This is a genomic window from Marinobacterium lutimaris (genome assembly GCF_900108065.1).
GTDB lineage: Bacteria > Pseudomonadota > Gammaproteobacteria > Pseudomonadales > Balneatricaceae > Marinobacterium_D > Marinobacterium_D lutimaris.
On sequence record NZ_FNVQ01000006.1, the window covers coordinates 217211 to 241328 of the forward strand.

The 24118-nt window shown below is 59.3% G+C and carries 23 protein-coding genes and 1 riboswitch; of the genes, 8 read left to right on the top strand and 15 right to left on the bottom strand.

Annotated elements, in window-relative coordinates:
* The first annotated feature begins 18 nt into the window (after window positions 1-18).
* Window positions 19-2469 (top strand): TonB-dependent siderophore receptor, encoded by a 2451-nt coding sequence (locus C4S72_RS22465; protein ID WP_200826872.1) that lies wholly within the window; start codon window positions 19-21, stop codon window positions 2467-2469.
* A 530-nt stretch (window positions 2470-2999) separates the two neighbouring features.
* On the opposite strand, the gene C4S72_RS22470 is transcribed toward C4S72_RS22465, so the two are convergent.
* On the bottom strand, window positions 3000-3509 hold the full coding sequence (locus C4S72_RS22470; RefSeq protein ID WP_104005433.1) for a flavodoxin: 510 nt from the start codon (window positions 3507-3509) through the stop codon (window positions 3000-3002).
* A gap of 197 nt (window positions 3510-3706) precedes the next feature.
* On the opposite strand from C4S72_RS22470, the gene C4S72_RS22475 reads away from it, so the two are divergent.
* Entirely contained in the window at window positions 3707-4162 is a 456-nt protein-coding gene (locus tag C4S72_RS22475) for a tellurite resistance TerB family protein (protein WP_104005434.1), read from the top strand.
* Here C4S72_RS22475 and C4S72_RS22480 read toward each other — a convergent pair.
* Genes C4S72_RS22480 through C4S72_RS22490 form a run of 3 tightly spaced genes read right to left on the bottom strand, consistent with a single transcriptional unit; the run spans window position 4159 to window position 7422 of the window.
* Entirely contained in the window at window positions 4159-5682 is a 1524-nt protein-coding gene (locus tag C4S72_RS22480; protein WP_104005435.1) for a DHA2 family efflux MFS transporter permease subunit, read from the bottom strand. The two genes, C4S72_RS22475 and C4S72_RS22480, sit on opposite strands and share 4 nt — an antisense overlap.
* Before the next feature lie 10 nt (window positions 5683-5692).
* Window positions 5693-6910 (bottom strand): HlyD family secretion protein, encoded by a 1218-nt coding sequence (locus C4S72_RS22485; protein WP_104005436.1) that lies wholly within the window; start codon window positions 6908-6910, stop codon window positions 5693-5695.
* Window positions 6907-7422 (bottom strand): MarR family winged helix-turn-helix transcriptional regulator, encoded by a 516-nt coding sequence (locus C4S72_RS22490; RefSeq protein ID WP_104005437.1) that lies wholly within the window; start codon window positions 7420-7422, stop codon window positions 6907-6909. The genes C4S72_RS22485 and C4S72_RS22490 overlap by 4 nt, the downstream gene beginning before the upstream one ends.
* A 180-nt stretch (window positions 7423-7602) precedes the next feature.
* On the opposite strand from C4S72_RS22490, the gene C4S72_RS22495 reads away from it, so the two are divergent.
* A complete protein-coding gene (locus C4S72_RS22495; protein ID WP_104005438.1) occupies window positions 7603-9093 on the top strand; it encodes an FMN-binding glutamate synthase family protein in 1491 nt (496 codons plus the stop codon).
* Between the two features lie 79 nt (window positions 9094-9172).
* Here C4S72_RS22495 and C4S72_RS22500 read toward each other — a convergent pair whose 3' ends face one another.
* Together C4S72_RS22500 and hexR are read right to left on the bottom strand one after the other, a co-directional pair.
* Window positions 9173-9376, bottom strand: a complete 204-nt coding sequence (locus C4S72_RS22500; RefSeq protein WP_104005439.1) for a PA3496 family putative envelope integrity protein — start codon at window positions 9374-9376, stop codon at window positions 9173-9175.
* Between the two features lie 224 nt (window positions 9377-9600).
* The gene (gene hexR / locus C4S72_RS22505; protein WP_200826873.1) at window positions 9601-10494 is read right to left on the bottom strand and encodes a transcriptional regulator HexR; all 894 of its coding nucleotides are present in this window, start codon (window positions 10492-10494) and stop codon (window positions 9601-9603) included.
* A gap of 245 nt (window positions 10495-10739) precedes the next feature.
* On the opposite strand from hexR, the gene pbpG reads away from it, so the two are divergent.
* On the top strand, window positions 10740-11657 hold the full coding sequence (gene pbpG / locus C4S72_RS22510) for a D-alanyl-D-alanine endopeptidase (protein WP_104005471.1): 918 nt from the start codon (window positions 10740-10742) through the stop codon (window positions 11655-11657).
* 85 nt (window positions 11658-11742) lie between these two features.
* Here pbpG and thiC read toward each other — a convergent pair whose 3' ends face one another.
* The 7 genes from thiC to thiD are packed head-to-tail and all read right to left on the bottom strand — an operon-like array spanning window position 11743 to window position 18363.
* Window positions 11743-13626 carry a phosphomethylpyrimidine synthase ThiC gene (gene thiC / locus C4S72_RS22515; RefSeq protein ID WP_104005441.1) on the bottom strand — a complete coding sequence of 628 codons (1884 nt, stop codon included), beginning with the start codon at window positions 13624-13626 and terminating at the stop codon, window positions 11743-11745.
* A 52-nt stretch (window positions 13627-13678) separates the two neighbouring features.
* A complete protein-coding gene (gene tenA / locus C4S72_RS22520) occupies window positions 13679-14341 on the bottom strand; it encodes a thiaminase II (RefSeq protein WP_104005442.1) in 663 nt (220 codons plus the stop codon).
* A complete protein-coding gene (locus C4S72_RS22525; RefSeq protein WP_104005443.1) occupies window positions 14328-15047 on the bottom strand; it encodes a TenA family protein in 720 nt (239 codons plus the stop codon). The genes tenA and C4S72_RS22525 overlap by 14 nt, the downstream gene beginning before the upstream one ends.
* A gap of 37 nt (window positions 15048-15084) precedes the next feature.
* Window positions 15085-16017 carry an ABC transporter substrate-binding protein gene (locus C4S72_RS22530; protein WP_104005444.1) on the bottom strand — a complete coding sequence of 311 codons (933 nt, stop codon included), beginning with the start codon at window positions 16015-16017 and terminating at the stop codon, window positions 15085-15087.
* A gap of 16 nt (window positions 16018-16033) precedes the next feature.
* Window positions 16034-16807, bottom strand: coding sequence for an ABC transporter permease (locus C4S72_RS22535; protein WP_104005472.1), 774 nt, complete (start codon window positions 16805-16807; stop codon window positions 16034-16036).
* Window positions 16807-17544 (bottom strand): ABC transporter ATP-binding protein, encoded by a 738-nt coding sequence (locus C4S72_RS22540; protein ID WP_104005445.1) that lies wholly within the window; start codon window positions 17542-17544, stop codon window positions 16807-16809. Before C4S72_RS22540 ends, C4S72_RS22535 begins: the two co-directional genes overlap by 1 nt.
* Window positions 17545-17547: 3 nt before the next feature.
* Window positions 17548-18363: a bifunctional hydroxymethylpyrimidine kinase/phosphomethylpyrimidine kinase gene (thiD, locus tag C4S72_RS22545; RefSeq protein ID WP_104005446.1), complete on the bottom strand. Its 816-nt coding sequence runs from the start codon at window positions 18361-18363 to the stop codon at window positions 17548-17550.
* Window positions 18364-18425: 62 nt separating this feature from the next.
* Window positions 18426-18543, bottom strand: a riboswitch (TPP riboswitch).
* Between the two features lie 134 nt (window positions 18544-18677).
* Between thiD and C4S72_RS22550 the strand changes: the two genes are divergently transcribed.
* The 4 genes from C4S72_RS22550 to C4S72_RS22565 all read left to right on the top strand — a co-directional run bounded on the left by C4S72_RS22550 (window position 18678) and on the right by C4S72_RS22565 (window position 22225).
* On the top strand, window positions 18678-18869 hold the full coding sequence (locus C4S72_RS22550; RefSeq protein WP_104005447.1) for a CPXCG motif-containing cysteine-rich protein: 192 nt from the start codon (window positions 18678-18680) through the stop codon (window positions 18867-18869).
* A 29-nt stretch (window positions 18870-18898) separates the two neighbouring features.
* Window positions 18899-19810, top strand: coding sequence for a CHAD domain-containing protein (locus tag C4S72_RS22555; protein ID WP_104005448.1), 912 nt, complete (start codon window positions 18899-18901; stop codon window positions 19808-19810).
* A gap of 83 nt (window positions 19811-19893) precedes the next feature.
* On the top strand, window positions 19894-21522 hold the full coding sequence (locus C4S72_RS22560) for a methyl-accepting chemotaxis protein (protein ID WP_104005449.1): 1629 nt from the start codon (window positions 19894-19896) through the stop codon (window positions 21520-21522).
* Between the two features lie 61 nt (window positions 21523-21583).
* Window positions 21584-22225: an MBL fold metallo-hydrolase gene (locus C4S72_RS22565; RefSeq protein WP_200826874.1), complete on the top strand. Its 642-nt coding sequence runs from the start codon at window positions 21584-21586 to the stop codon at window positions 22223-22225.
* Here C4S72_RS22565 and C4S72_RS22570 read toward each other — a convergent pair.
* Window positions 22194-22841: a DUF502 domain-containing protein gene (locus C4S72_RS22570; RefSeq protein WP_104005451.1), complete on the bottom strand. Its 648-nt coding sequence runs from the start codon at window positions 22839-22841 to the stop codon at window positions 22194-22196. The genes C4S72_RS22565 and C4S72_RS22570 overlap by 32 nt on opposite strands.
* 13 nt (window positions 22842-22854) lie before the next feature.
* On the bottom strand, window positions 22855-23859 hold the full coding sequence (gene pfkA, locus C4S72_RS22575; RefSeq protein ID WP_104005452.1) for a 6-phosphofructokinase: 1005 nt from the start codon (window positions 23857-23859) through the stop codon (window positions 22855-22857).
* Between the last annotated feature and the right edge of the window lie 259 nt (window positions 23860-24118).

Genomic DNA, 24118 nt, shown 5'->3' on the forward strand with positions numbered 1-24118 from the left:
AAACGAAGGTTCTATGCCATGACTAACTCATTCAACAAAGCGCGCCGCATGCGTGCTGTCTCCGCTTATCCGGGTATGCGCAACGCCCTGTTTGTCTCGATGCTGGCGCTGGGTGCAGTCAGCGCGCCAGTGTCTGTGGCCGCTGCGGAAATCACCAGCCCGGTCAGCTACGACATCCCCTCGGGGGCGCTGGACCGGGTGCTGAGCCGGTTTGCGACCTCCACCGGGATGACGCTGCAGTTTAATCCCAGCCTGACTCAGGGACTGCAAAGTGCCGGGCTGCAGGGCAGCTATTCTCCGGAGCAGGGGCTGGACCAGCTGCTCAGCGGTACCGGGCTGATGGCCACCCGCAGGGCGCCGGGAGTGTATATCCTGGAAAAGATCGCCGCCGGTGATGAGATGGTGATGGGGCCGATCCGTATCGGCGCGGAATCACTGGCATCGACCCAGGATGGGATAGGCGCAGTCACCGAGGGTACCGGCAGCTATAAAACTGAGGCGATGGGAACCGCAACCCGCCTGAGCCTGAGCGAGAAGGAAACCCCGCAGTCGGTCACCGTAGTCAGCCGTCAGCTGATCGACGATATGGGTCTCGAGACAATTACCGATGTGGTTAACCACGTGCCGGGCGTGACCGCACGCTCTTATGATGGACGCGGCGCCGGCTTTTCAGCCCGCGGTTTCGATATCGACAACCTGCAGGTGGATGGCGTGCCGACGACCTGGACCGCCGGCTGGTCCGCCGGTGAAACCCGCGCCAACACCCAGCTGTATGACCGCGTCGAGGTGGTGCGTGGCGCCTCCGGTCTGGTTTCCGGTGCCGGCAACCCGGCAGCGGCGATCAACCTGGTGCGCAAGCGGGCCAACAGCAAGGAGTTTACCGGCAAGACCTCCATCAGCGGCAGCCGCTGGGATACCTATAGCGGCAGCTTCGACGTTTCCGGCGGGTTGAATGAGACTGGCTCACTGCGTGGCCGTGTTGTGGGCAGCTTCCAGCAGGGCGACTCCTTTATGGATCTGGCCAGCGACGAGGAGACGCTGTTCCTGGGCACCATCGGTGCCGATCTGACCCCGAATACCGAGTTCAACGCCGGCATCAGCTACCAGCAGAACAAACCGGAAGGCAGCGCCTGGGGTGGTCTGCCCACCTGGTTCAGCGATGGCAGCAAAACCGACTGGGATCGGTCCAAAACCACGGCGGCGGACTGGAGTGAATGGAGCTCCGAGAACACCAACTACTACGCCAACCTGGAGCACCGTTTCGATTCCGGCGTACGCCTTTATGGTGCTCTGAGCCGCAGCGTCAGCGATGCCGACCTGCGCCTGATCTATCTCTACGGCTCGCCGGACAAGGCGACGGGTCTGGGGATGGGCGCCAGCCCCTCCTGGTACGATGTGGAACGCACCCAGGATAATGTCGACCTTTATGCGTCGATCCCCTTCGATACCGGTGCTCAGTCCCATGAGCTGGTGGTCGGTGTGATGCACAGCGAACAGGAGCTGACCACCTACAGCCGCGCCGCCCTGTCACTGGACGACGTGGGTAACTTCTACGACTGGGACGGCTCCTTCGCAGAACCCGAATGGGGCGAGAAAAGCCTCAATAGCAAGGAGCGCACCACACAGCTGGGCGGCTACGCGGTGGCGAGGTTGAGTCTGGCCGACCCGCTGAAGCTGATCATCGGCAGCCGTATCACCGACTGGAAGAAAGAGGGGATGAGCGTCGGCGATCCGATCGAGCATGATGGCGTGGTCACTCCCTACGCCGGGCTGATCTACGATATCAACGACACCTACTCCACCTATGTCAGCTACACCGATATCTTCAACCCGCAGAACCAGAAGGACCGTAACGGCAACTACCTGGATCCGCTGGAGGGCAAGAACTATGAAGCCGGTCTGAAAGCCAGCTTCCTGCAGGATCGTCTGGACGCCTCGCTGGCGGTCTATCGCATCGAGCAGGACAACCTGGCTCAGACAGATGACGGCTACTTTGTCCCGGGCACCACCGACAGCGCCTACTACGCCGCCCAGGGCACCGTCAGCGAGGGTTACGAGATCCAGGTGACCGGTGCGATCACCGATAACTGGAACCTGACCGCCGGTTGGTCTGAGTTCAGCGCAAAGGATGCCAACGGTGATGCGGTCAACACCCGCCACGCCCGTCGCACCGCCAGCCTGTTCACCACCTATAACCGCGATAAATGGACCCTGGGTGGCGGCATCAACTGGCAGAGCGAGTCCTACACCCTGGCGACCAACCCGGCCGGCGACGCCGACAAGATCAAGCAGGGCGCCTACACCCTGGTGAATCTGATGGGCCGTTACCAGTTCAGCCCGAACCTGTCGGCTCAGCTGAATATCGATAACCTGTTCGATGAGGAGTACTACTCCAACGTGGGCTTCTACAACCAGCTGGCCTATGGTGAGCCGCGTAACGCGAAGATCTCGCTGACCTATAAGTTCTGATATGGCTAGCCCGGCTGTCAGGCCGGGCTTATTTTAGAATTCTTAGGGATTTACTTGTTCCAAGAGGCTCTGCATCTGACTCACTTTGTGGGAGTTGGGCAGTACCTAAGTACCGATATTTGAATCATCCCATTTCAGTGTTCTTTTTGAGGCCGGTTTCGCCTGCTGGCGAGATAAGGTACTTGTGCGGACAAGTACCTTATCAATCCCAAACCGCCCCTACGGCTTGGTCGGCTGCGCCGACTGCCCTGTGTTTCTCGTCTGAAAGAGCGGGACAGGAAACTCGCTCCTGCGTCGCTCAAACAGCCTGTCCCTTTATTCTCTTTCAGCCTGCGATGCTCGGCTGCGCCGAAGGGGATCGGCGGATGCGCTCAGACGGCTATGAGACATTGAGCCTTGTTAACCGTTTGGCACAAGAACGTCTTCGTTTCGATTAGACGATCACCACCTTTATAAAATGTGCTTGGAGAGCGGCAATAAAAAAAGAGGTGCGCAATGGCACCTCTTTTTCGTTAACCGGGGCTGACTTATCAGGCAGCCTGCAGCATTTCCCGCTTTAGCTGCTCGCACCAGGTGGCGATGCGGTCGTCGGTCATATCGCGCTGGGAATCTTCATCCAGGGCCAGGCCGACAAAGTATTTGCCATCCGGGGTCAGCGCCTTGGATTCATCGAACTCGTAGCCTTCAACCGGCCAGTGGCCGATAACGCTGGCGCCGCGGGCGACCACCTGGTCGTGCAGCATGCCCATGGCATCGAGGAACCATTCGGCGTAGCCGTACTGATCGCCGAGGCCGACGAATGCGCAGACTTTGCCGCTCAGGTCGAAGAACTCGAAGGTTTCCCAAAGCTCGAGCCAGTCTTCCTGGACTTCGCCGTAATCCCAGGTGGGGATGGCAAAAATGATCTGGTCATACTCTTCGGTAATCTCCAGTCCGATCTCCTGGACGTCGAACAGATCGCCTTCGCCCAGCTGCTGCTGAATTTTAACGGCCACGTCGGAAGTGTTACCGGTGGTTGAGCCATACAGTATTGCCAGCATCTCTATCCTCCTTCTCTATCTATGAGAATGAAAATAATTATTAATTAGATTACTGGCAAGTGTATCAGCTTTTTTAGGGTATAACCTAGTATTAGAGTCGGTTATTTTTAGAATAAGCTGTTGCGCCGTTCCGGGAGGCTCTCTATGAACTTTCCGTCGCGATACCGGGTCTACTTTTGGCGACAGGGAGAAAAACTATGTTCAACAAAATTAAAGCTGCGCTGGAGGACCTGTTCGAGACGGACAGGGTGGCCGGGGCGGAAGACAGCCAGGAAACTTTCGCGCTCACCGCCGCGGCACTGATGGTAGAGGTGATCGCTGCCGATTATGAACGCAAGCCGGAAGAGCGCGAGGCGCTGCTGGCGGTGGTGCGCGACAGCTTTGGGCTGGATCCCGCCGCGGCGGAAGCGTTGCTGGAGAAAGCGGAAGAGAAGCATCAGCAGTCCACCGACTATTTCCGCTTCACCTCAGAGATCAACCGTATCTGCTCCCAGGAGGAGAAAGTCCGCCTGATCGAAAATCTCTGGCGCGTGGCCTATTCCGATGGCGAACTTCAGGATGTCGAGGATCATGTGATTCGCCGCATCGCCGACCTGATCCATGTTCCCCACATGGAGTTCATCGCCGCCAAGCACCGGGTACAGCCCTCTTAAGCCTTCGCCTCTGCCTTACGTCCGAAGAAGGGTGGTTTGGTAATCCAGATCACCGTAATCAGCGCGAGAAATATCCATCCCAGCAGGGTCATGATTTCGGTAAACGAGATCATGAATGCCTGGCTGGTGATTACCTCATTGATCCGCGCATAATTCTGCACCGAATCGCCTCCCAGCAGGTTCAGATACTCCCGGGTTTGCTGGCTGTATGCAGTGACATGCTCAGTCAGCAGGGCGTGCTGTACCGATGCCTCCCGGTGCCACCACCAGGTGGTCAGCGATGAGGCGAAGCTGCCGCCCAGGACGCGCAGGAAGGTAGCCAGACCTGAGCCATCGGCGATCTCGTTGGGCGCCAGGCTCGACAGCAGGATGGTGGTGGCCGGCATGAAGAACAGTGCGACCCCCAGACCCATCGCCAGCTGCACCAAGGCGACATGCTCGAAATCCACGAAGATATTGAAGCCCGCGCGCAGGAAGCAGGTGGCGCCCATCGTCATAAAGGCGATGGTGGCGAGCATGCGCATATCCACGTGATGGCCGAAGCGACCAACGATCGGTGACAGAAACAGCGGTATCAGGCCGATAGGCGCTGCGGCGAGCCCCGCCCAGATCGGTGTGTAGTCCAGCCTTGTCTGCAACCAGACCGGCAACAGCAGGTTGATAGAGAAGAAAGCTGCAAACGCCAGCACCAATGCCAGGGTGCCGAAGGTGAAGTTGCGGTAGCGGAACAGGCGCAGGTTGATCACCGGATGCTCTTCGGTCAGCTCCCAGATCACCAGCGCGATCAGAGATACCACCGCAATGGCAGCGCCGTAAAGAATGAAGCTGGACTCGAACCAGTCCAGGTCATTGCCCTTGTCGAGCACCACCTGCAGCGTACCCACGCCCAATACCAGCAGCCCCAGGCCGACGTAATCAATCGGCTGGCGCACGGTTTGCTCGGGGCGATCCTTCATCTGGTTCCAGACCACGGCGGCGGCAAAGGCGCCGATCGGCAGGTTGATAAAGAAGATCCAGGGCCAGGAGAAGTTATCCGTTAGCCAGCCGCCGGCGATGGGGCCGGTGATCGGCGCCACCACGGCCACCATCGCCAGCAGCGCCAGCGCCATACCGCGCCTTGCCGGTGGATAGATGGCGATCAGCAGGGTCTGGGTGATCGGGTAGAGCGGGCCGGCCACAAACCCCTGCAGGGCGCGAAAGGCCACCAGTTCCGGCATGGAACTGGCGATGCCGCAGAGCAGGGAGGAGGCCATGAACAGCACCACCGCCAGCATATACAGGCGGACCTCGCCGATACGCCGCGCCATCCAGCCGGTAATCGGCAGGGCGATGGCGTTGGCGACGGCGAACGAGGTGATCACCCAGGTGCCCTGTTCGGAACTGGCGCCCAGGTTACCGGCGATGGAGGGCAGCGCCACGTTGGCGATGGTGGTATCCAGCACCTGCATGAAGGTACCCAGTGCCAGCGCTATGGTCGCAAGTACCCGGCTCTTCGGCGTGAATTGGGCCGCTTCACTCATGGTTCAACTCTCATGGTTCAACTTTGGCGATTGAGGCGTGGATGTCGCCCGCAGCGTTGGCGGCGATCACCTGATGTACCAGGGCGTCGGCATCGGCGAGCAGGCTGTCGTAGATATCGGTGCTGTAACGGGCTTCCTTATGGGGCTGCTGCGGCAGGGTATCGCCCTGCTGCTGATGCAGGTCGACGCTCACCTGGGTGGAGAGCCCGATCCGCAGCGGATGGCTCTGCAGCTCCTGCGGGTCCAGCTGGATCCGCACCGGCACTCGCTGGACGATCTTGATCCAGTTACCGCTGGCGTTCTGTGCCGGCAGCAGTGAAAACGCGCTGCCGGTGCCCATGCCTAGGCTTTCGATCTGGCCGTGGTAGGTGACATCGTCGCCGTAGAGGTCGGCGTGGACCTCAACTGGCTGGCCGATACGCATCTGGCCGAGCTGGGTTTCCTTGAAGTTGGCGTCGATCCAGACCTGGTCCAGCGGGATTACTGCCATCAGCGGCTCGCCGGAAGCGATATGGGCGCCCGGGTGAACGCTGCGCTTGGCGACATAGCCGCTGACCGGCGACTGGATAGTAGCGCGGGCGTGGTTGATGTAGGCCTTGCGCAGGGTGGCGGCGGCGGCTTTAACCTCTGGATGGCTATCCAGCGTCGTGCCTTCAACCAGCGCCAGGGTGCTGTTGAGCTGCTGCTTGGCACTGGTGAGCGCGTTTTCTGCCGATTCCAGGGTGTCACGGGCGTGGGTGACCTCTTCCCGGGCCACGGCACCGCTGCGGCCGAGCTCGACACGGCGCTGGTAATCGTCACGGGCCTGTTTCACGTCCAGTTCACGGGTGGAAACCTGGGCGCGGTAGTGGCTGACGTCGGCATAGAGGCCGCGCACGCGGCGTACCGTGGCGGCGAGATCGGCCTGGGCTTCCTCAAGGGCGACTTCGGTATCGCTGGGGTCCAGCTGGACCAGCGTCTGCCCCTGCTCGACATAATCGCCATCGTCCACGTTGATGCGGGTGACGGTGCCGGCGATGCCAGCGGCGATCTGCACCTGGTTACCATCGACATAGGCGTCTTCGGTGTCTTCGAAGTGACGGCCGTAAAGTTCGTAATAGGCGAAGGAGGTGGAGGCTACGCCGAGCACGGCCAGGGCCAGTGCGCCCAGCAGCAGCTTGCGGCGTGAGCGCCGGCTGCCTGTGCTGGCTTCGGTGGCGCTGGTTTCAGTGTCTGTTGGATTACTCATTTGGACTCTCTATCTGTTTCTGCCTGTTTGCCGGCGTTAGCGAGGGTGCCGCAGCAGCTCTCCTGCAGCAGGCCGGGGGCATCGAGTATCTTGCGCATCAGCCTCTCCAGTTCGCTCAGCTCGTCGCTTTCCAGGTCGCCGGTCAGCTCATTCAGCAGGTCGGCGGCGATGGTGCGGATCTTTTGGTAGAGAGTGATCCCCTCTTCGGTGGGCTGCACACGGATCTGGCGGCGGTCTTCGGGATTACGCTCGCGACATAGCAGATTGCGTTGTTCCAGCTTGTCCAGCATGCGGGTCATGGCGCCGGCATCGATCGACAGGGCCTGACTCAGGGCCGATGGTGTATTGGCGATTTCGCCGACCACCAGGCGCAGAACTCTGAATTGAGCGCCGGTGATATTGAACGGCTGCAGATGCTTCTCCAGCAGCCGATCCTTGTGCTGATTCAGCAGGTGGATCAGATGCGCAATGTTGAGATGCGTCGGCACGTTGTCTTCGGTGTAGTGAATCATGGCTCAGGCTGTCGTTAGCGGGACGTTTAGTGGGAAGGCTTAATTGCTTAGGCAAGTAATCTAACATTATTTGCCAGGGCAAGTAAATATCCGAGTTGATTTGTCGGATTTTTGCCGGCTGTGCTCGGGGTGGCTGGATCGGGTAGGATAGGCGCGAATAGACTGCAGGGATTCATCTCTATGAACGATACGATCTCGTCCCTGGCGATCAACTTTATCGCCGTTATCGGACTGCTGTTGCTGTTGGTGATTTTGGGCGCGGTGATTGCCGCTATCGTCATGTACCAGGTCGACAAACGTCAGACGGTGCATACCATCCGGCGCAACTACCCGCTGCTCGGGCGTTTCCGCTATCTCTTCGAGGAGCTGGGCGAGTTCTTCCGGCAGTATTTCTTTGCCATGGACCGGGAGGAGATGCCGTTCAACCGGGCGCAACGTTCCTGGGTGTATCGTGCATCCAAGAACATCGATAACACCGTGGCTTTTGGTTCCACCCGCGATCTGCGTCGTCCCGGCACCTACTATTTCCTTAATTGTCCGTTTCCGACGCTGAGTGAGGATGCGGTGACGACCCAGTCCATGCGGATCGGGCCATACTGCCGTGAGCCCTATGACGCGCCGTCATTCCTCAATATCTCCGGCATGAGCTTCGGCGCGCTGTCGCGGCCGGCGGTGCGGGCGCTTTCCAACGGCGCAAAAAAGGCGGGCTGCTGGATGAACACCGGTGAGGGCGGCCTTTCCCCCTATCACCTGGAAGGTGGCTGCGACATCGTTTACCAGATTGGCACCGCCAAGTACGGCCTGCGCGATGAGCACGGCAAACTCGATGACGCCAAGCTGATCCGCGCCGCGGCGATTCCGCAGGTGCGGATGTTCGAGATCAAGCTGAGTCAGGGTGCCAAGCCCGGCAAGGGCGGTATTCTGCCGGGCGACAAGGTGAATGAAGAGATCGCCGAGATCCGCGGTATTCCGGTGGGTCAGGCGTCGATCAGCCCGAACCGCCACCCGGAGATCGCTTCGATCGACGATCTGCTCGACTTTATCCATCACGTGCGCGAAGTCTCCGGCAAGCCGGTGGGGTTCAAGATGGTGTTGGGCACCACCAGCTGGCTGGACAGCTTCTGTGAGGCGGTGAACAAGCGCGGCAGCGACAGTGCGCCGGACTTTATCACCCTGGATAGCGCCGATGGCGGCACCGGTGCGGCGCCGCTACCGCTGATAGACAGCGTTGGTCTGCCGTTGAAGGAGAGCCTGCCAGTACTGGTGAACAAGCTGACCCAGCATGGCCTGCGCAACCGGGTGCGGATTATCGCTTCAGGCAAGCTGATCAATCCCACGGATGTGGCGGCGGCGATCTGCATGGGCGCAGACTTTGTCGTCACCGCGCGCGGCTTCATGTTCGCGCTGGGCTGTATTCAGGCGTTGCAGTGCAACAAGAATACCTGTCCGACCGGGATCACCACCCACGATCCTAAACTTCAGCAGGGGCTGGTGCCCGAGGTGAAGTCGGAGCGTGTGGCGCATTTCCACCACAACCTCGTGCATGAGGTTGAGACGATTGCCCACTCCTGTGGCGTGGCCGAGCCGCGCCAGCTGCGTCGCGAGCACGCGGCGATGGTCGTGGATGGCGGCAGTTCAGTGCCGCTCAACATCCTCTATCCCGACGACTGATTCCTGGAATCAGTTCGGCGCAACGACTGCCTGAAAACGCGAAAGGCCAGCATGTTGATGCTGGCCTTTCTGTATCTGGCTATTTTTCGTCGTCGAACCAGGAATCCTCGCCGATAAAGGTCGAGAGCTCCTTCTCCTCCCGGTGGCGCTCTATGGCGCGGCGCGCATCGAGAAGTCGCTTGGATGCGTGTTGCTTGCGGCGGTTCTTCTCCTCGACATCGTAGCTGACAAGGATATCGAACACTTCGGTCTGAATTTCGTTCAGTTCCTGCTCTTTCAGCATAATACCTGCTCCGATCAACCAGTCTGAGCGGCGACCAACAGGGCGTTCCCTTCAGGGCGTTCTATTCCCCGCTGGTTCCCGCGAAGACAAACGACATTTCTGTTTTACCGCAACACTGTTCAGATTTCAAACAGAGAGGGTTGGCAGTGAGGATGCTAAAGAGGAGCTGTTTCAGTCAGGTGACAGGCGCAAACAGTTGAGAGAAAGACAGGGCGGGCGCCCTGTCAGTCGTTATCGGCTTCGCCGGGACGGCGCGTCGGCAGGCGTTTGTCGTTCTGACGCAGGCTGCGCAGGCTGCGTTTGATCGTTTTCAGGTGATCAAACAGGCCCGGGCCCAGTTTCATAGCCACGCCCACGGCGAGGACATCAATCACCACCAGGTGCACGACGCGTGAGGACATCAGCGTGCTCAGATCCTTGTCCTCTTCCACATCGATATGGATCGGGATGGTGGCCAGGTCCGCCAGCGGTGTACCGCCGGGGCAGAGCGCGATCACCGTGGCGCCGGTATCGCGAACCAGGCGCACGGTGTGCAGCAGATCCTTGGTGCGGCCGGTCTGGGAGATGGCTACGACCACGTCGCCTTCGCCAAGGGTAACGGCGGAGATGGTCTGCATATGCGGGTCGGAGTAGGCCGCCGCAGACACCATCAGGCGATAGAACTTGTGCTGGGCGTCGGCGCAGACCGGAGCCGAGGCGCCAAAGCCATAGAATTCCACGCGCTTGGCCTTGGCCAGGGCGTCGATCGCCTCTTCCAGCGTGGTAGGGTCCAGCTGTTCGCGGATGTTGATCAGGTTGCCAATCATCGAGTCGAAGATCTTTTGCTTGAACTCGATCACCGTGTCGGTGGAGTTCAGCGCGAACTGCTCAAAGCTGGTATTGCTGGCCAGCCCCTGGGCCAGGGTCAGTTTGAAGTCCTGAAAGCCGTCATAATCCAGGGCGCGGCAGAAACGCACCACCGTGGGCTCGCTGACACTGGCCTCGGAGGCGAGATCGACGATACGCATATGGATAACTTCGCTGGCGTTGGCCAGCACATAGTCCGCCACTTTCTGCTCTGATTTACGCAGTCGAGGGCGGGCGTCGGCGATCGATTTGAGCAGATTGAAGGAGTTCAATGTCTTTCCCTGCCGGATCAGAAAATTGCGTTGCATTTGAGTATAACAAGGCTGTTTGGCCTCGCCTAACTTTCTGCTTAATTAGCTAAATGTCTGAGGAATAACGATTTTCAAGGATAACCCGGATCACATTGCCGAGGGAGTGTGCGAAGGTAATGGCTTGCTTTATACTTTGGTCCGATAGGCCGAAGCCTCTGGAAGGTGTTTTCGGTAACGCGCCACCGATCCATAAAAAAGACCGAATCATGTTGTACCGTATTCGACTGACACTGACATTTATCCTTCTCCTGTGGTCCGGTCTGGTTTCCGCCCGGCAGGAACCCGATGCCGCCAACCTGCAACTTGCATCGGTCAACGCCCTGGTCGTTAATCTCGACACCGGACGGGTGCTCTACCAGAAAAATCCCGATGCAGTGGTACCCATCGCCTCCGTCAGCAAGCTGATGACAGCGCTGGTTGCCCTGGAGGCGGACCAGCCGATGGATGAACCGATTCCGATCCAGGTGCGCGATTCGATCCAGATGCAGAATGTGATCTCACGCATCCGCATCGGCAGCGAGCTGCCCCGCGAGGATGTGCTGCAGCTGGCGATCATGTCCTCGGAAAACCGCGCTGCCACAGCGCTGGCCCACGCTTATCCCGGTGGTTACTTCGCCTTTGTCCGGGCGATGAATCTCAAAGCGGAAGAGCTGGGCATGAGCAGCACCCGTTTCGTCGAACCGACGGGCCTGTCGTACTTTAATGTCTCCACCGCCAATGATCTGGTGAAGCTGATCCGGGCCGCGCGCAAGCATCCTGAAATCCGCAAGATGACCACCAGCTCGAAAATGGATGCGCGTTTCCGAGAGCCGCGCTACGTGCTGGCTTTCTATAACACCAACCGCCTGGTCAACAGTGACGACTGGGACATAGAACTGAGCAAGACCGGTTATAACGACGCCGCCGGCCGCTGTCTGGTGATGGTCAGTGAGATTGAGGGGCAGGATATCGCCATGGTGTTTCTCGATTCTTTTGGCAAACGTTCCCATATCGGGGATGCCGGACGTGTAAAACGCTGGCTGGAAACCGGGGATGGCGGTGATGTGCCAAGAGCCGCAGCCCGTTACGAGCGGGACAAAAACAAGGTAGGGCGCAGAACCCTGCTGGCGGAAAAGAACCGCTAAGCTGTGCAGGCTTAACTAAAAATGCCCCGGACCGAAAGGCCGGGGCATTTTTAATGCGCTTTTTTAAAGCCTGGAGCTTGGTGTGTCAGACCTTTGAGTAGATCTGCGCACCGGCGTCACGAAACTCTTCCGATTTCTCCCGCATACCCAGGTCGGCCTGGGCATTGATCGCCGCGACCTGGGTCTCGTCCAGCTCGCGTACCTCCTGGGAGATCTTCATGGAGCAGAACTTGGGTCCGCACATGGAGCAGAAGTGCGCCACCTTGGCGGACTCCTTCGGCAGGGTTTCATCGTGATAGGCGCGGGCGGTGTCCGGATCGAGACCGATATTGAACTGGTCTTCCCAGCGGAATTCGAAGCGCGCCTTGGACATGGCGTTATCGCGGATCTGCGCACCCGGATGGCCTTTGGCCAGGTCCGCGGCGTGAGCGGCGATCTTGTAGGTGATGATGCCGGTCTTTACGTCATCCTTGTTGGGCAGACCCAGGTGCTCTTTCGGCGTTACGTAGCAGAGCATGGCGCAGCCGTACCAACCGATCATCGCGGCACCGATGCCGGAGGTGATGTGGTCGTAGCCCGGTGCGATATCGGTGGTCAGCGGCCCGAGCGTGTAGAAGGGCGCTTCGTCACACTCGCTGAGCTGCTTGTCCATGTTCTCCTTGATCATATGCATCGGCACATGACCGGGGCCTTCGATCATCACCTGCACATCGTGCTGCCAGGCGATCTTGGTCAGTTCGCCCAGTGTTTCCAGTTCGGCGAACTGGGCTTCGTCGTTGGCGTCGTAAACCGAGCCCGGACGCAGGCCGTCTCCGAGTGAAAACGCCACGTCGTAGGCCTTGCAGATCTCGCAGATCTCTTCGAAGTGGGTGTAGAGGAAGTTTTCCTCATGATGCGCCAGGCACCATTTCGCCATGATTGAGCCACCGCGGGAGACGATGCCGGTCATTCGCTTGGCGGTCATCGGCACGTAGCGCAGCAAGACGCCTGCGTGGATGGTGAAGTAATCCACACCCTGTTCCGCCTGCTCGATCAGGGTGTCACGGAACACCTCCCAGTTCAGGTCTTCGGCCACGCCGTTAACCTTCTCCAGCGCCTGGTAGATCGGCACGGTACCGATCGGCACCGGGGAGTTGCGCAGGATCCACTCGCGGGTTTCATGGATGTTCTTGCCGGTGGAGAGATCCATGATGGTGTCGGCGCCCCAGCGGGTGCCCCAGGTCATTTTCTCCACTTCCTCTTCGATGGAGGAGGAGAGCGCCGAGTTACCGATATTGCCGTTGATCTTCACCAGGAAGTTACGGCCGATGATCATCGGCTCCAGTTCCGGGTGGTTGATATTGCAGGGGATGATGGCACGTCCGGCGGCAACTTCATCACGCACGAATTCCGGTGTGATCTCGGCGGGGAGATTGGCGCCGAAGTTATGCCCCGGATGCTGCTGGGCGATACTGCCTTCGGCCTGTGCCTTGGCCAGTTTCATGTTCTCGCGGATAGCGATGAACTCCATCTCCGGGGTGATGATCCCCTGGCGCGCGTAGTGCAGCTGGGTGACATTCTTGCCATCCTGGGCTCTACGCGGCTTACGGGTCAGCTCGAAGCGCAGTTCGTCCAGGCGTAGATCGGCGGCGCGGGCACGCCCGTACTCGCTGGTGAGCCCTTCCAGCAGTTCGGTGTCATTACGCTCCAGGATCCACTGTTCGCGCAGCGGGCTCAGCCCCTTGCGCACGTCGATATCGGCAGCGGGGTCGGTGTAGGCACCGGAGGTGTCATAGACGTAGAGCGGCTCGTTCTTCTCACCGCCAAAGGCGGTGGGGGTGTCGTCCAGGCTGATTTCGCGCATGGGTACGCGGATATCCGGACGGCTGCCTTCTACATAGACTTTGCGCGATTTCGGAAACGGCTGTACCGAGTCGGAATCGACACGGGCGCTTTGATTGAGCGGCAGTTCACTGCTTTGCTGGGTCACTTTTTTATCCTTATGTGCGCTTGTGTGTGCTCATTTGAGGGGCTGGCGATCATTATTCGGTCAGGTCGAGGCCCATCTGCCAGAAGCTGACCTCCATCCGGGTGGCGGTACGGAAGCGGTTCTGCAGCTGGCGCAGGCGCGGTTCGGGCAGGTCGGCACCGAGTTTTTCCAGCAGCTCCAGTTCTGTCTGTGCCACCTCGCGGTACTCCTCGCTCAAGTACATCTCTATCCAGTCGTTGTAGGGGTTACCCTCACGCACCGTATCCGGCTGCGCGGCAAGCCACTGGGCGATCTCGGCGTAACCGAGGATGCAGGGTGCGAGCGTCACATGCAGGTCGAGCAGATCACCAGCCATACCGGTATCCAGCACATAGCGGGTGTAGGCCACAGTCGCGGCGGCTTCCGGCAGGTGATTCAGGGTTTTCTCATCGATGCCCCAGTCGCGGCAGTACTGCACATGCATGCCGATCTCGGTATCAAGCATGGCGTTGAGGCCTGACTGGGCGTAGCGCATGGAATCCAGATCATCGCTTTTGTAGATCGCCAGGCCCCAGGCGCGGCTGAACTGGATCAGAAACAGGTAGTCCTGCTTCAGGTAGTGCTGGAAACATTCCTTAGGCAATGTTCCCTGACCCAGCTGACGCACGAAGTCGTGTTCGATGTACTGGCGCCATTCTTCGCTGCAGCCGGCTTTCAGTGATTCAAACAGGGACATGGGGGCAGCTCCTTAATACGTTAATCGATGTAGGGTCCAGGCTGGCACTGAAGAACTGGTGCTCCAGCCTGGCCATGCGGCAGAACAGTTCGGCGAGCTGCTCCAGTGTTTCATTGTCGCGGTCGTCAAAGCTGTCTACCTGGCCACGCAGCCAGGCGACGAACTGCTCAAACTCGGGCAATACGTGGATATCGATCCACTCCTGCAGGTAAAAACGGCTGCCACGGGGTTTCGCTGCCTGGGTTTTGGACCAGCTCAGATAGGACCACTCGGCCACGCAGAGGCAGATAATCGCCTGCTCATAGCTCTGTTCAGAGGCTTGCATGGTATCGATGATCGCCTGGCTGACCGGATGCAGCTCCGGGTTTAGATACTGCTCCTCGGACAGGCCCAGCGCTTCGAAGGAGCGCAGGAAGTAGGTGTTCTCGTCACTGGTCAGCGCAGCGAGAAATCCCGCGAGCACGGTTTTCGGCGGCATCGCCGGCGCATTGGCGATGGTGCGCGCCACCAGGTTCACCAGGGTGTCGATAAAGGCGTAGTCCTGCACCAGGTAGCGGGCGTACACCGCATCGTCGAGCTGGTCTTGTCCCAGCGCTTCGGTGAACGGATGGCTTACGGCCTGCTGCCAGTCGCTGCCGGCATAGCCGCGCAGCTGCTCGCTGAGCGGCAGGGATGGATGTTGCTGTTGGTAATCGCTGAAGCTCATTGCGTCTCCTCAAAGCACGTAAATCAGGGAACCCGGTTCAAGGGACAATCGCGTAGTCCGCAACCGGCGGGTTGCTCTTGGTCAGCCCCTGTGCCTGCATAAAGGCGCCGACGCGCTGGTAGCGGGCTTCGTCCAGGGCGGCCGGGCGCAGTGCGAAACGGCTCAGGGTGTCGGCCCAGGCGCGACGGTTGAGCTCGGTGTCCAGCTCGTCGGGCTTGTAGCTGACGAAGGATTTCCAGGCGGCATCGGGATGGTTAACGATGTACTGGGTGGCTTTTTCCAGTGCGGCGACAAAGCGGGCGAAGCGGTCATCGCCGCGATCCTTGTTGTTGATCACCAGTACCAGCTCGTCATAGGCGGGTACGCCTTCCTCTTCGATGTAAAACGCGCGACCCGGATGACCTTCCAGATCCATCTGGTTCAGTTCAAAGTTGCGGTAAGCGCCGATCACCGCGTCCACCTTGCCGGCGATTAATGAAGGAGACAGTGACCAGTTCACGTTGATCATCTCAATATCGTCCAGCGACAGATCGTGCGGGGCGAGCATGGCGCGCATCAACGCCTCCTCGTATCCGCCGACGGAGTAACCCACCTTGCGGCCCTTCAGGTCAGCGATACTTTTCACCGGGCCATCTTCCAGCACCACGAGGGAGTTCAGCGGTGTGGCGATCAGCGTACCGATACGGGTCAGCGGCAGTTCCTCATCGACCATGACGTGCAGCTGCGGCTGATAGGTCAGTGCCAGGTCGGCCTTGCCGGCGGCCACCAGTTTGGGCGGCATGGAAGGATCGGCTGGTTCCACCATGGAAACATCCAGATCCTGTTCGGCGAAGTAACCCTGCTGCTGGGCGACGATCAGCGGGGCGTGGTCCGGGTTGATGAACCAGTCGAGCAGCAGCTCGACCTTGTCGGCGGCCATGGCCTGTGCCGACAGCAGTGAGGCGGCGATCAGTGTGGTCAGACGTTTCATGATGTCCTCTTCTTATTTAATGCCCAGCGATGCTGGTGTTGGCTTTGTTCAGGGAGTCCGCCTGCCAGGGCATCAGCCGGCGGGCGAGGAAATCGATCAGGAAATAGAGCGTTACGGCAATCAGGGCCAGTACCAGCAGAGCCGCGAACATCAGGTCCACCTGCATACGGGCGTTGGCATTGAGCATCAGGTAACCGAGGCCGGTGGAGGAGCCGACCCATTCGCCGACTACGGCGCCGATGGGTGCCACCGAAGCTGCAACCCTGAGGCCCGAGGCAAAGGCGGGCAGGGCGGCGGGCAGGCGGATCTGCAGTAACTGGGCGCGTTTGCTGGCACCAAGGGTGCGGGCCAGCTTCAGGTAGCCAGTGGGAGTCTGGCGCAGGCCATCGAAGCAGGCGGCGGTCACCGGGAAGTAGATAATTAACGTGGCCATGGCAATCTTTGAGGCCATGCCGTAGCCGAGCCAGAGCATCAGCACCGGTGCCAGCGCGAATACCGGAATCGCCTGGCTGATCACCAATACCGGCATTAACCAGCGCCTTAACGGACCCCAGGTGGCCAGTGACAGCGCACTTATCAGCCCGAGCATCACGCCGAACACCAGGCCCAGCAGAATCTCTGCGAGGGTCACAGCCCCGTGCTTGGCGAGCAGCGGGGCCTGCTCGAACAGGGTGCTAAACACCTGCACAGGGCCCGGCAGGATGAACTTCGGCGCGCCGGTGATCCAGACGATAGATTGCCAAAGCAATGTAAGACCCAGGGCGATGATCAGGGGGCGCAGCAGGCGCATCATGAGGCTTCTCCCGCCAGCATCTCCAGCAGCTCACCCTGTAGTCTGAGTACCTCGCTGTCGCTGACCTGACGCGGAGCCAGGCCGGGCGGAGTGATCGGCGAGGAAAGCTTCGCAGGCGAGCCACCTAGCACCAGGATCTGATCGGACAGGCGCAACGCTTCAAGCGGATCGTGGGTGATCATCAGCACGGTGCGGTCATGCAGCAGGCTTGCCGCCAGGTCCTGCAACCTGAGCCGGTTGATCGCGTCCAGGGCAGAGAAGGGCTCATCCATGCAGACCAGGGGGCAGTCCTGGAACAGAGTGCGGGCCAGGGCAACGCGCTGGCGCTGTCCGCCCGAGAGCTGTGCCGGCAATACCTTAGCGCGCTCGCTCAGGCCCACCTGGCTCAGCAGGTAGCGGGCGCGTTCGATCTGTTCAGGCTTTGGCCTGCGCTGCTGCGTCAGCCGGGTGCCGAGCAGCACGTTATCGAGTACGGACAGCCAGGGCAGCAGCAGGTCATCCTGCGCCATCCAGGCCACGCGTCCGGTGAGCGGTTTGCCATCGGAACAGGCTATCTCTCCCTGCACATCGGCCTCGTCGGCGATGCCGCAGAGCAGCTGGATCAGCGAGCTTTTACCGACCCCTGACTGGCCAAGAATACTGGTCCACTGGCCGCCGGGCAGTGTCAGATTCAGCTGACTGAAGACGCAGTGATGCTGCCAGTGCAGGCTGGCGTTACTGAGATGGATATCCACGGCTTACCACCAGCGGTGGAAGTGATGGGTCGGGCCGTGCCCGCTTCCTATCTGCAGGCGGTCGGCAGCCTCAATGGCGCCGGTAATGTAGGCCTTGGCCTCATCGACCGCCTGACCGATCTCCAGACCTCTGGCGAGGCCTGCGGCGATCGCCGATGACAGGGTGCAGCCGGTGCCGTGGGTGTTGCGGGTGTTGATCCGCTTGGCGGGCAGCCAGCGCTCTGTAGCAGCATCAAGCAGCAGATCGGCGCTGTCATCGCTGGCGGAGGCTGCCAGGTGGCCACCCTTGATCAATACCGCTCTGGGGCCGAAGCGCAGCAGTGCGGCGGCATGCTCGCGCATCTCCTGTTCGCTGCCGGCTTCAGGCTGGTCGAGCAGTACCGAGGCTTCCGGCAGGTTCGGTGTAATCAGTGTTGCCAGTGGCAGCAGCTCGCTGCGCAGGGCATCCACCGATTCATCGGCCAGCAGCTTGTCGCCGCTTTTTGCGACCATGACTGGGTCGAGCACGATATTGCTCAACTCTCGCTCTTTAAGAATGCGGGCGATGGTCTGAATGGTTTCGGGTCGGCTCAGCATGCCGATCTTGACCGCATTCACCGCCAGATCATCGAACACGGTGTTCAACTGGTCGGCGATAAATGCGGCGGGCACGTCGTGGATAGCACGGACTTCACGGGTGTTCTGGGCGGTGAGCGCGGTAATGACCGAGGCGCCATAGACACCGAGTGCGGAAAAAGCCTTCAGGTCAGCCTGAATACCGGCACCGCCGCCGCTGTCAGAGCCGGCTATAGTTAGGGCTATGGGGGTTGAATCTGTCATGCCAGGCTCCTCTGTAACGGACGAACCGTACAGCCAGCCTGACAACAAGCATGGATGTGTCGCATAGGTGTATCTCGATTTCCTACGCCGGTTCGAGCCGGATCAGGTTCTGCGGGTTTAATCTCAGCCCTATAATGTGATCTCGCAAGAAATCAGCGTTGGGCACCCCGACCAAGATAAAAAGTAGCGCTAGTCTAGGGTGCCGCAGGCAGGCTGTCCACCGGGTGCACAGCAAAGTTTTGCCCCTCTGCTATAAATGCCTGTGGCTTGGAGGTTTATGCATCGCCCGATAATAAAAATGCCAAGGAGTTGTTATGAACCCACAGGAAACTATAGATACCCAGTGCCCCTGGTGCAGCGAATCCATCGAGTTACTGATCGAATGCATTGAACCGGAACAGGAATACACCGAAGACTGTCCGGTGTGCTGTGCGCCAATGGTGGTGAGTGTCAATGTGCCGCCCGGTGGAGCGCCAGAGGTCAGCGTGGAACGCGAAGGTGGCTAGATGGGCAGGTTAAGACAAGAAAGGATCTCATGAGCAATAAAAAGGATGTAACTGCCGTTGTGACTAAAGCCGGTACCAACGCTGGAGCTAGAGTTGAGACGACCGCATTGGACCGGCGGGTGTTGGAGGCCGCGGACGACATACTCGATACCTCGCTGCAGTCTCTTGGCCAACGCGATGCATTGGGACCGGTGGAAACCATTCACCATGTTCGTGTGGGGATGAAGCAGCTTAGGGCGTTTTTGCGCCTGGCGCGTCCCGCGCTTGCCGATGAACACTATGTCGAGCTGAATGGCCTTTGCCGGCAGCTGGCCGCCGATCTGTCCGGGCAGCGGGATGCAGATGTCGCACTGGAGACCCTTAAAAGCCTGGCACCCGATGAAAAAGCACTGATAAACAGACTGGAAAATCTGCTGCATTGCTCGGCGGCCACCAGTGTCAGTCAGCCACCGGACTGGCAGCAGATAGAAACCCGACTGCTCGCGCTAAAACAGCAGGTTCATGCGGACCTGCGCCCGGGGATGCAGTGCCGTACCCTGGAGAAAACGGTCAGCAGGAGCTTTCGCCAGAGCATCCAGATGTGGAAACAGGCGCAGAACGATGGTTCTGAAGAGGTGCTCCATGAGTGGCGCAAGCTGGTTAAACGCGCCTATTACCAGTCGCTGTTGCTATGCAGTGATAAAAAGGTAAAGCGGCTACGCCGGTTGAAACAGCTGAGTGACTATCTTGGTGACCTGCACGATCTGGATATGTTGGCGCAGCGTCTTGAGTCGGAGCGCCGCTATTTCTGGCTCGATGAGCTTGTAAGGGTCTGCAAGCGGATCGATACAGAGCGGGCGAACCTGCACAGGAAGTCTGTGCAGGAAGGCAAGGCTCTGTTCCGAGGAAAGAGCGGCAAAACCTTGGCCAAACGCTTGGTTCGGAAATCCAGTTGGTGCTAATCTCCCACAAAACGTAACGTCTTTCTTTAGCTACATTAACCCAATATCGGATGGCACTCTGCCAAACGGGAAAGGAACTCGCCATGAAACTGGCCGATTTGAGCGTTCGTGCGAAACTGTGGACCATTATTCTGCTTGCTGGCCTTTCGCTGGCGGTGTTATCGGTGCTGTCGCTGCTGGACATGCGCGCATCTCTCTACCAGGAACGTCAGCATCAGCTGGATGCGCTGGTCCAGAATGTGGACTCGATGCTGGAGGCCGAGCAGAGCCGGGTTAGCAGTGGCGAGGCGACGTTGGAGCAAGCGCAGGCGAATGCCAAAGAGCTGATCGCGTCGATGAAATACGGCGATGACGGCTACTTCTTTGTGCTTGATGCCAGTTCCCGGGTGCTGGTGCACGGCGCAGACAGTTCACTGGTCGGGCAGTCCCTGGCCCAGACCCGCACCAGCGATGGCGTCGCCGTATTCCAGCAGATGGCTGCTCTTCTTAACTCAGGGCAGCCGTCAGCGTTTTTCGAATACACCTGGCCTAAAACCGGAGAGCCAGAACCCCATGCCAAACTCAGCTTTGCCAGTGCTTTTCCCGACTGGGGCTGGGTGGTCGCGACCGGTGTTTATATCGAAGACATTAACGACACCTTTATCGACAGCATTATTCATGTGGGGATTCAACTGCTGATCGTCCTGGTGATTTTGGCTGCGGTAGCTATCTGGGTGGCCCGCGCTATCTGCGGCCCGCTTGATGTGGTCAGCCAGGTAATGGTTAAGGTGGCTGACGGAGATCTGAGAGCCCGCACCGGGCTGAAAACACGCGATGAACTGGGTCGGGTGGGTGTACAGATCGATAACACCCTGGAGGTGTTCCAGGGGTTGATCCAGAGCATCGCAGCAAGCACTACCCAGCTCACCGGTAGTGCTGTTGAGCTGGCGGCCAGTGCCGAGGAGACCAGCCACTCGCTTGACCGCCAGGCGCAGGAAGCAGAGCTTCTTTCCACTGCCATGAACGAGATGGCCGCCAGTATTCATGAGGTTGCCCGCAGCGCCGGTGAAACAGCCAGCGCTATCGATCACGCCGACCATGAGGCGGATGAAGGTAGCCATGATGTGGATGATACGGTGACTCGTATTCAACAGCTGGCCAGCGAGGTTGAGGAAGCCGCCGGGGTTATTCGCCAGTTGCAGGGCGATACCGTGCAGATCGGCGAGGTGCTGGAGCAGATCGAGGCGATATCCGAACAGACCAACCTGTTGGCGCTCAACGCGGCCATTGAAGCGGCCCGTGCCGGTGACTCAGGCAGAGGCTTTGCGGTGGTAGCCGACGAGGTGCGGCAACTGGCGCAGCGCACCCGTGCATCCACCGAAGAGATTCGCGATATGAACGAGCGGCTGGGCAAAGTGGCTTCACGTGCCGTGGAGGTGATGGATCGCTCGCGGACCCGCGCCGAGGAAAGCGTTGAAAAGGCGTTGCTGGCCGGTAACGAGCTAAAGCGAATCGTTGCTGATATGACCTCGGTGCGCGATATGGGACTGCAGGTGGCGTCCGCTGCCGAAGAGCAGAGCACTGTATCCGAAGAGATGAACAACAACCTGCTGTCTATCTCCCAGGCCTCAGAAGCCACTGTGGCTGCCGCCAACAGCGTGGCGGCCCAGGGTGAGCAGCTGCGTGGTCTGGCCGATGATCTTGAGCAGCAGATCGCCCGCTTCAAGGTCTGATTGGGTTTGAAAAACGCCCCGCGTATACTGGGGCGTTCATTCACTTGCTGATGGCCTGACTATGAAATATCGCATTATTCCGGTGACCCCTTTCCAGCAGAACTGCACCCTGCTCTGGTGCGAGCAGACCATGGAAGCGGCGGTGGTAGACCCCGGCGGCGATATCGAGCGTATTAAGGCAGCCATCGAGGAAGAGGGGGTCAAGCTGACCCAGGTGCTGCTGACCCATGGCCATCTGGATCATGTTGGCGGCACTGCGCCGCTGGCGCGGGAAGCGGGTGTTCCCATCATCGGTCCGCACAAAGAGGACGCTTTCTGGATCGATGCACTGGATCAGCAAAGCGCCATGTTTGGCTTCGGCAAGGTCGAGGCCTTTACCCCGGATCGCTGGCTGGAGCAGGGCGATACCGTCAGTGTTGGCCAGGAACAGCTGGAAGTGCTGTTCTGCCCGGGTCATACACCTGGCCATGTGGTGTTTTTCCACCGTGCAAGTCAGCTGGCTCAGGTAGGCGATGTGCTGTTTCAGGGCTCTATTGGTCGCACCGATTTCCCCCGGGGAGACCATGCCACGCTGATCAAGTCGATCCGCGAAGGGCTATTTCCGCTGGGGGATGATGTCAGTTTCATCCCCGGGCATGGTCCCATGTCCACCTTTGGCGAAGAGCGGCGTACTAATCCGTTTGTAGCTGATCATCGGGGTTGAGCACGCCGTTGTTCTTGCGTTCGCTGCTGGTGGATACGCCGCCACTGACGATAAAGGTGGTCACCTGGCTGGCCTTGGCGTCGATAGGCGTTATCCGGTCGGCAGCGACGATGAGAACATTACCGGCGAAGTTGTAAGACTGCGGCAGATAAACCGCAACGTCATCGTTAAGGCCGAGCATCGACAGGTCGTCGCGGGTGATAAACCCAGCCACCCGAATGCCGGGGTCGGCTGTCAGCTGTACCAGCACAGGGCGATCAAAGCCGCGATGATCCCCGAGGAACGCCTTGAACAGATCGCTCAATGAGGTGTAGAGCAGCCGTACCAGCGGGATGCGCTGCAGCAGTTGGTCGAACCACTCCAGCATGAAGCGGCCAAGATACATGGAAGCCAGGATCCCGGTAGCAGTGATCAAACTGATCACCAGCAGGAAACCGAGTATCGAGGCCAGCCAGCCTGGCAGCTCCAGGCCGATCACAGATTCCAGAAAGTGGCCGATCATGGAAAAGATGAGGTCGTTCAGGGTATGCCCGATCAGCCACACCAGGTAGATAGTGATAATCGCCGGCAGGAGTACCAGTAATCCCTGGAAGAAAAAGCGTATCAGCAACTTCATGTTGCCTCCTCTGTCATCGGTGTACCTGTAAGGCCATATCCAGCAGGCTGGGATCTAGCCCCTTACGGAATCGGATGACATCATCCAGCGGTACATCGATGATACTGCCATCCCTGACACCCACCATAATATCGGAGTAGCCGGCGCACAAATAGCGCACCGCCATGGCTCCCATGCAGGTTGCGAGCACTCGGTCATGACCAGAGGGGCTGCCACCACGCTGAATGTGTCCCAATATGCAGACCCTGGGATCCTGCCCCTGTTCCCTTAATTGCTCCGCCAGTCGTGAAGTCAGCCCCGGGGTGGGCCCTTCAGCAACCACGATAATGCCGCTGGAGCCGGTGCCGGCGCGACGACTCGCCGCCAGTTCGCTACTGATGGCTGCTACGTCGATGGCGCGCTCCGGCACCAGAATCATCTCCGCGCCTGCCGCCATGCCAACATTGATGGCAATGGAACCGGACGCCCGACCCATTACTTCAACCAGGAAGTGGCGTTCGTGGGAGGTGGCGGTATCGCGGATGCGGTCGATCGCCTCCAGAGCGGTGTTAACAGCCGTATCAAAACCTATGGTGTCTTCGGTGCCGAAGATATCGTTGTCGATGGTACCGGGGATGCCGATCACCGGGATGCCAGTCTCCTGTTGCAGCAGGTGTGCTCCGGTAAGAGAGCCGTCACCGCCAATCACGACCAGGGCGCCAATGCCCCTGCGTCGCAAAATCTCCGCGGCGGCGGCCCGAACCGCGGGATCCTTAAAGGCGGTACAACGATCAGTTTTTAATACGGTGCCCCCGCGCTGGACGATATTGCTCACCGACCCGGACTGGAGCGTACTCATATCGTCGGCAATCAGGCCGCTGTAGCCTCGCTGGATTCCGTAAACCTTGATGCCCTGGCTCAGCGCGGCACGGACGACGCCTCGTATGGCCGGGTTCATGCCTGGGGCGTCGCCGCCACTGGTCATGATAGCGATCGAGTCGAAGTCTTTATCCTGTTTCAGTTCCGGCAGCGTATACATCACTCGCTCCTTATAGTGAAAGCGGCAAACCCATAGTGGTGTAGCCAAGATATAGCTGATCTATGACAGCGGATCCTCGTGCTGTGGATCCAGTTGTTCTGTCTATAAATTAACCGTAAATATCCGTGCTGCAGATAGTGGAAAGGTATTTTTAAAATAAATTGAAAAAGGCTGTTGACTCCCTCCGGCAGGTCTGTAGAATGCGCCTCCTCGCTTGAGACGACACGCCCTTCGGGGTTGCAGACGACCAGCGAGGCGG